General features: G+C 62.5%; 6 protein-coding genes. All 6 read right to left on the bottom strand.

Features of this window, described 5'->3' with window-relative positions:
- A partial coding sequence (locus tag BN1233_RS46935) for a sigma factor (RefSeq protein WP_280139454.1) occupies positions 1 to 307 on the bottom strand: 307 nt, incomplete at its 3' end.
- A gap of 605 nt (positions 308 to 912) precedes the next feature.
- Complete coding sequence (locus tag BN1233_RS15860; protein ID WP_046864482.1) at positions 913 to 2,136, bottom strand: Vgb family protein; 1,224 nt, start codon at positions 2,134 to 2,136, stop codon at positions 913 to 915.
- Between the two features lie 345 nt (positions 2,137 to 2,481).
- A complete protein-coding gene (locus BN1233_RS15855) occupies positions 2,482 to 2,772 on the bottom strand; it encodes a hypothetical protein (protein ID WP_046864481.1) in 291 nt (96 codons plus the stop codon).
- 568 nt (positions 2,773 to 3,340) lie between these two features.
- Positions 3,341 to 4,186 (bottom strand): hypothetical protein, encoded by an 846-nt coding sequence (locus tag BN1233_RS15850; protein ID WP_046864480.1) that lies wholly within the window; start codon positions 4,184 to 4,186, stop codon positions 3,341 to 3,343.
- A gap of 798 nt (positions 4,187 to 4,984) precedes the next feature.
- Positions 4,985 to 5,674, bottom strand: coding sequence for an RraA family protein (locus BN1233_RS15845; RefSeq protein ID WP_046864627.1), 690 nt, complete (start codon positions 5,672 to 5,674; stop codon positions 4,985 to 4,987).
- 172 nt (positions 5,675 to 5,846) lie between these two features.
- Positions 5,847 to 6,336 (bottom strand): DUF2380 domain-containing protein (locus tag BN1233_RS15840; protein WP_082145473.1); only part of this gene is annotated, 490 nt, incomplete at its 5' end.

Below are 6,336 nucleotides of genomic sequence, written 5' to 3'. Positions count from 1 at the left end.
CTAGGTCGATGTAGTCGTTTTGTGCCGGTGCGCTGGCGAATCTCCCGGCAAAGAGCCCGTCCGGGTCCTGGATTTCCCGTCGTCTCTTCCGGCGAATCGTGAAGTGGTGATTACGCAGAATCGTGAACAGCCATCCCTGCATGCTCGTGCCGGGCGTGAACTGGTCGAGATTGGCGAGGGCTCGTACAACAGCCTCCTGGACCAAGTCATCGGCCTCGTCGACATTGCCCGTGAGCGAGATCGCGAAGATGCGAAGGTGTGGGATCGCGCGCAGAATGTCAGAGCGGATATCAGCAGCCGGAGGCACTGCTTTCGACCTGACAGGGGCTCGTTGTGCACGCAATGAACTGATGACCATCAAACTGGCCCTGAAACGAAACGCCTCAAAATGCGAAACGCTGATACGACACAGAAATGTAGTTGCGTTTCGGAGAGCGCCGACTACCTTCACACTCATTCTCTCGATGAGAGCGCCTACTGCTTCTGACGGATATTCAAGAGAGTGCCGGCCCCTGCTCAAATGGCTGCGTTCCGGACGGAGCATGCAGGAGAGGATCGCGTGCATTCCCGTTGAAAGATGGGCCGCACACTCCAGTTTGCACGATGTGAGGGCGTTGCCGGAGTAAGGCCCTCTGCGATGTTCCCGTCGGCACGATCAAGAACCGGGTCAACCGGGCCCGGCGCAGGCTAGCCGAGTTGTTGGGCCTCGACGGTGCCCCGGAACTCGGACCGGACAGTGTCACGAAGGCAGCGCTCGGCGAACTCAGTCATCCAGCAGCCTAAAGAGCGATTCGTCCTCGAGGCCGTGCGAGTGTCGGAGCGGACCTCGCCGTGGATCCGGAACGTATAAGGAGCGACTGAACCGCAGATCGGGAGAGCCCTCCCGATCTCTTTCCGGATCGGCCCGCAGTATCACTTCACCTCTACAAGGCCTATTGCGTTCACGAGGCTGTTGGCGGTGACGGGGTTGCCCTCGCGGGTGACATCCATGTTGCGCACGATATCGCCGCCGCCCGGGATCGCCCAAGTTTGGAATTGCTCCGTCTGCGGATCGAAGCGCACGATCGTGTTGGGCTTCGCCCCGGATTCGTTGTACCAGAGGGCGCCCTTCGTGAAGACGATGCCATACGGCTCCGACTTGGTCCCGCTCGGAGAAAGCCATTCCTTCACGGCGCCGGTCGCAGGATCGAGCCGGCCGAGATAACCGCGCGGATAATCCGTATACCAGATGGCATCATCCGGCCCGATGGCGAGGCGCCGCGGCCGTGACGCCGGGTCTGGCAGCACGTATTCGCGAATCTGCATCGTCATCGGATCAACGCGCGCGATCTTGTTGGTGCCGAACTCCACCACGAACGGAACGCCCTTGGAATTAACCTGGATGCCGTAAGGGCGCGATCTCGGCGTGGGAGAGGGTGCGAGCTTGATCTCGCGGGTTGTCGGATCGAGCCGCCCCACCACATTCCCTTGCTGAGCCGTGAACCACAGAACTCCGTTCTGATCGAACACCAAGCTGTGCGGATCACGTACATTCGCATCGGGCATCGGGTATTCGGCGACCTCGCCGGTCTTCGGATCGAGCCGGCCGATATACCCGGCGCCATTGGCCGTGAACCAGATGTGGCCTCTCCTGTCCTCGACGAGGCCGTGCGGGCCGGAACGGGGCGTCCTCACGGCAAATTCCCTGACCTCGCCCGTCTTCGGATCGAGGCGTCCGAGCTTGTTCGACAGCTGACCCGTGTACCAGATGGAACCGTCGGCCGCCGCCAGCGGATCATGCGGGCGCGATCCCGGCGTTGGCACCGGCCAGATCTTGATCTCTGCCTCCGCGGGTCCCTCGATGATCGATGCAGCAGGGCGCGGCCGTTCCGGAAAATTCTGCGCAAGATACTGCTCGACCATCTGCCACTGGTCGTCCGGCACCGGTGCCTGGACATTGCGCATCATGAGCATCACGGTGTGCCACCCCTCCGGAGTGTAGCCCGTCCGCACCCGGTTGATGTCATGGCAGCCGCCACACACGGCCATGACGGTCTCCTTGCCCGGCCCGTCGGGGAAGTCCTGGCTGTGCGCCATCGGGGCGGTCGCCAAGGCAGCCGTAGCGAGAGCGAGCGGCAAGGTGGATTTCGGCAGCATGAGATCCTCCCGCGGACGAACGGATTCCGTCGAGCGGAGCATAATCCGATGGGAGGAGCAAGGATTCCAAACACCCGGCAAAGGCTCGCTGTCCGGCATGCCTGCCACCCGTCAGCCTTGGGTCAATGCGGTGATGGTGCGGGGCCCTGGGGAGATCCGTTTTCCGTTCCATCAGAGGGCCGCTTCAGTGAGCGCGGATGATAGCGCACCAGCTGCCGGGCGATCTGGGCCTGGGCGAGCCGCCCCTGCCACAACAGCCTCACGGCTGCCAGACATAATCCTCGATCGCGCTTCTTCTCGCGAGGGCCGACACCGCCCGATGTTACACCCTCTGCGTGAAGATCATCAGTCGCGCGCTCTCGGTCTACGCTGCACGCAGGTGCTCCCAATGTAACATTGAGCGACATCGGCGGTTCTGACCCAGGCGGGTTCCAGTATCTCCCCGCGCTCGCAGAAGCGCGTGTCCCGGACATAGCGGTCGTAGGTCATAGGTCCTGTGCGCAGCACGACTGCGCCCTGAGAGGCGACAACTCCCGCGACATCCGCGCAGGCCATGTCGAGGGTTGTCGGCCCCGGCTGTGCCATGGCCCCTGTCACGACAGCCATCATGATGAGGGATAGACGGAAAGATTTCATGCTTGCGATGCTCCTGGCCAGTCGAAGGCAGCAGACCGAGCCCATTGCCGCGAGTCCCGTAAAACTATCATCGGGGAATCTCGCTCAGCTGTGACCGCGCTCCGTGAGCTCCGCCAGATCGGTTGCCGAGGGGCTCGAGATCCGGAACCTCGAATACGGGAAGCCCCGCTCAGCTGGTGCCAAACGGGGCATGTCCCGAGGCGAGCCAGTCCTCCCGCCCATCACCGTCCCACCATCTCGAGTGATCAAATGTAAAACGTGCAGCCTGCAGCCGGGGTTCCGGAGCGGGCCGGCCCGGCGGCTCCGAGAGTGGCCTGGCTGTCTGCAGACATCCGCCTGGCCGAACCTGGTACTTCCCCCTGGCCGTGCCCTCCCCGCCTATCCTATTCCGCCGCTGCAGTTCCTGGGCCTGTCTCCGCCAGCAGCTCTGTCTCTGCCGAAATTTCCGCGATACAAACAAGTTACGCACCGGGTCGGAGGGCGCAAGCACTTTGTTTGCCGGGTGCATTCTTACCTTTGATAAAAGGCTGGAACGCATCCCGAATGCGACCACCTTGGAACAGCCCGTCTATCGTGCGCGGCCAAACGTTCCGATCACCTCGATATCGCCATCCATATCGACATCGGCGAAGACCGTGCTGCTGACGTACCCCGCCTGGATGATCCTGGCACTCAGGTTCGTGATTTTCGAAACGGCTTTCACGAGCTGATCATCCGTGTCGAGGAAGGAAAACTGCTTCAGCTCTTCCCTTCCCTTCGATTGGACAGTCTCTTCGTCGGGGATCACGCCCTGACCCTGACCGGACGCAGGAAAGACGAGAATGAAAACGTGACCGTCCGGCTTTCCGATCAGATCGACTGCGCGCTTGGAGATCTCGCCCATCCTCGGCGTAGCAGCCTTCGAATCCGCGTATACACCGAAGCAGAACTTCATGGTTTGAAGATTGACGAGAAGGCAATAGCAACCGGTCTTCAGCCCGATCTTGACCATGGAACTCCGCGAGTTGGGCAGCGCAACGTAGGGGACCTTGGTCGCATCGGTCCAGTGCCGAATGTCGTCCTCGCGATAGGTCTTATTCACGAGCTTGGTGGTCGAGATCATATAGTTCTTGTACGGCTGCGCCGGACCGATCCCGCTCTGCTCGATCGGGGTGCCGTTCTTCTGCCGGGTGTTCGTCACGACTCCCCACCAGTGTCCGTCGTCACCGGCATTACGCAGGTGGTCGTGCGGCGATATTTCCGGGTGCTTGCGTTTGTAGCCATAGGCCTTGGGGTCGCCATCCCAATCGGTCGCTATAGTGCCGATCGTAAAGAATGCCTCCTTGGGCAAGTCGTTCAGAACCCAGACGGTGCCGGTCTGAAGAGTGTCGATGGCCTTCAAATTCCTGGTGTCGATGGGAAACTTCCGGGCCATAGCCATCTCCCGATGCTCTTCAACAGCACGTCTTCCCCTCCAGGAGATGGATGATGAACCGGTGGATGGTCAGAGGCTGTACGTTGCCACACCCGGGGCCTGCGTGATGCTCTCAGCCCTGGCGAATGAAAGGTTTGCTGTCTGCCAAGGGGCGACGATGCAGCGGCACAGGGCTTCATGAAGGCCTGCAACGGCTGTCCCGTTGGTTGTCGACGGGTCGTCATTGCCGTTCTGCGCGGAGTGAAGCGGTCCAGGAGCACGCCCGTCGAGGGATAGATTGCTTCGCTGCGCTCGCAATGAGGGTGAGGCGTCGGAACGGGCTGTGCATCACGCCGGTGGCTCGCCATGACAGAAGTGCGATGGGGTGGGCAGTGCATCACGCTTCCGGCTTGCAATGGCGGAAGTGGGTCCGGCGTCAGTCCGTTTCCGGTGTTGCCCCTCGCGCACTCACGCCCTCTTCGTCATTGCGAACGAAGTGAAGCAATCTACCCGTCGACGGATGGTTCGCCTCGCCTCCGGCTCGCAGTGACGGGTGTGATACAATCGCGGACTAGACTGCTTCGCCTGAGGCAGATCGCACCGACAGCAGGGGTGCGAGAGTAGGCCTTTCCTGCTTCGGCACCGGTCTCAGGAGCGGTACGTGTCGCTTCACGGATGGCGACGTCGGACAGCAACCGCTCGGCCGCTGCGTGGCCGAACGATGACGGCATGCAGGCGCGTGCCGTCATTCTCCACTGCAGCAGGTCGGTTACCTGCGGAACCGGCCGTCCTCCCTCCCGCAGGCATTCTCGTGCTGAATCACAGCACGCCGAGCCGTGCGAAGACCGAGGCGAGCGTCTCGCCGTTTTGAAGCGCGGCCTCGGTGTCGTGCTCCCCGGCCAGCTTCTCGAAGGCCCGGCCGAGGGCCTCGCGCTCCGCATGCCGCGGCACGACGATCACGCCGTCTGCATCCCCGACCACGAGATCTCCGGAATGGACCATGGCTCCGCCACATGAGACCGGACAATCGATCTCGACCACCTCGCCTCGTCCCTTCGAGTCGAGCGGCGCGATACCGCCATGAAACACGGGAAATCCCAGTCGGCGGATCGTGCGCACGTCGCGGATATAGCCATCCGTCAGGCAGCCTGCCGCACCGCGCGCCAGGGAGGCGGTCGTCAGCAATCCTCCCCAAGGGGCGATCCGGCCGGAGTGACCACAGGCCAGAACGGGAATCTCGCCGGGCTTCAGATCGTCGATCAGCCGGATTTCGAGTTCGTAGGGATTCCGGTCCTTGGGCACCTCGTAGACGTCACGGTAGAGCCCCGTCCTGGCTCGCCCGACCATGACCAAAGCGTCGTCGAGCGGGCGAATGCGCGCCGGGAGTGCCTGATCTCGATACCCCATGGCATCGAGAGTATCCGACAGGAGGGCGACAAACAGGTTCGCCTGCACCCACGGGAAGAGTTCTGTGTCCGTGGAGGGTATTGAAATTGCGCGATCGTTCATGGTCGCTTCGGCTCCGGGCTGGCTTCGGAGCACAGCTTCTCAGCCCAAGCTAGGCCGCACAACCCCCATGATGGCTCGTGGGCGGGATCGAGCCGGCCTCCACGGGTCCACATCCTGCAACCTCGAAGCCATTCCGAGAGAGTTCGCGGCGCTCGGCGTTCGGCAGGCGGGCCTAACGCGGCGGCGTCGATCGGATCTGCTCGACGAGAAACGCTTCGGCCCGGCGCCATGCTTCGTCCGTGTCGCCGCGGAAGCTCAACTCTCGCGAGAACACCACCGACCGGGTCTCCGCATCGACGAAGCGCGCCCACATTTGAAGGATCAGCGTGCTGCTTTTGTGCACGACGCCGAGAAACATGAGGCGCGCGCCCTCGTCACGAGCCACCTCCAGGAGGCACTCCGCAGCTTCGTCCGGACAGCGCTGGCGCAAAACCTCCGGCTCGACCTCCACCGTTCGGAAGAGACCCGTCTTGCCTAGGTCGACTGTGAGATCGGAAGCCAGCGCGGCGAGCCGCCGGTCATGATCGGCGCTCTGGTCCAGCGGTTCGGCCGACGTGTCGAGCAACTTGATCGGCAGGACCGCCACCTTCGGCGGCAGCGACGGGTCTGCGCTGGCAGATGACCCGACGCATGCGGCAATGCCCAAAACACCGAGCATCCTC

It is taken from the genome of Microvirga massiliensis (assembly GCF_001006805.1).
Classification (GTDB): domain Bacteria; phylum Pseudomonadota; class Alphaproteobacteria; order Rhizobiales; family Beijerinckiaceae; genus Microvirga; species Microvirga massiliensis.
This window is presented reverse-complemented; position numbering and strand designations above follow the sequence as displayed.

Coding starts and splice junctions, on each gene's coding strand:
- BN1233_RS15860 (WP_046864482.1), bottom strand. CDS start 2,136: ATGCTGCCGAAATCCACCTTGCCGCTCGCTCTCGCTACGGCTGCCTTG.
- BN1233_RS15855 (WP_046864481.1), bottom strand. CDS start 2,772: ATGAAATCTTTCCGTCTATCCCTCATCATGATGGCTGTCGTGACAGGG.
- BN1233_RS15850 (WP_046864480.1), bottom strand. CDS start 4,186: ATGGCCCGGAAGTTTCCCATCGACACCAGGAATTTGAAGGCCATCGAC.
- BN1233_RS15845 (WP_046864627.1), bottom strand. CDS start 5,674: ATGAACGATCGCGCAATTTCAATACCCTCCACGGACACAGAACTCTTC.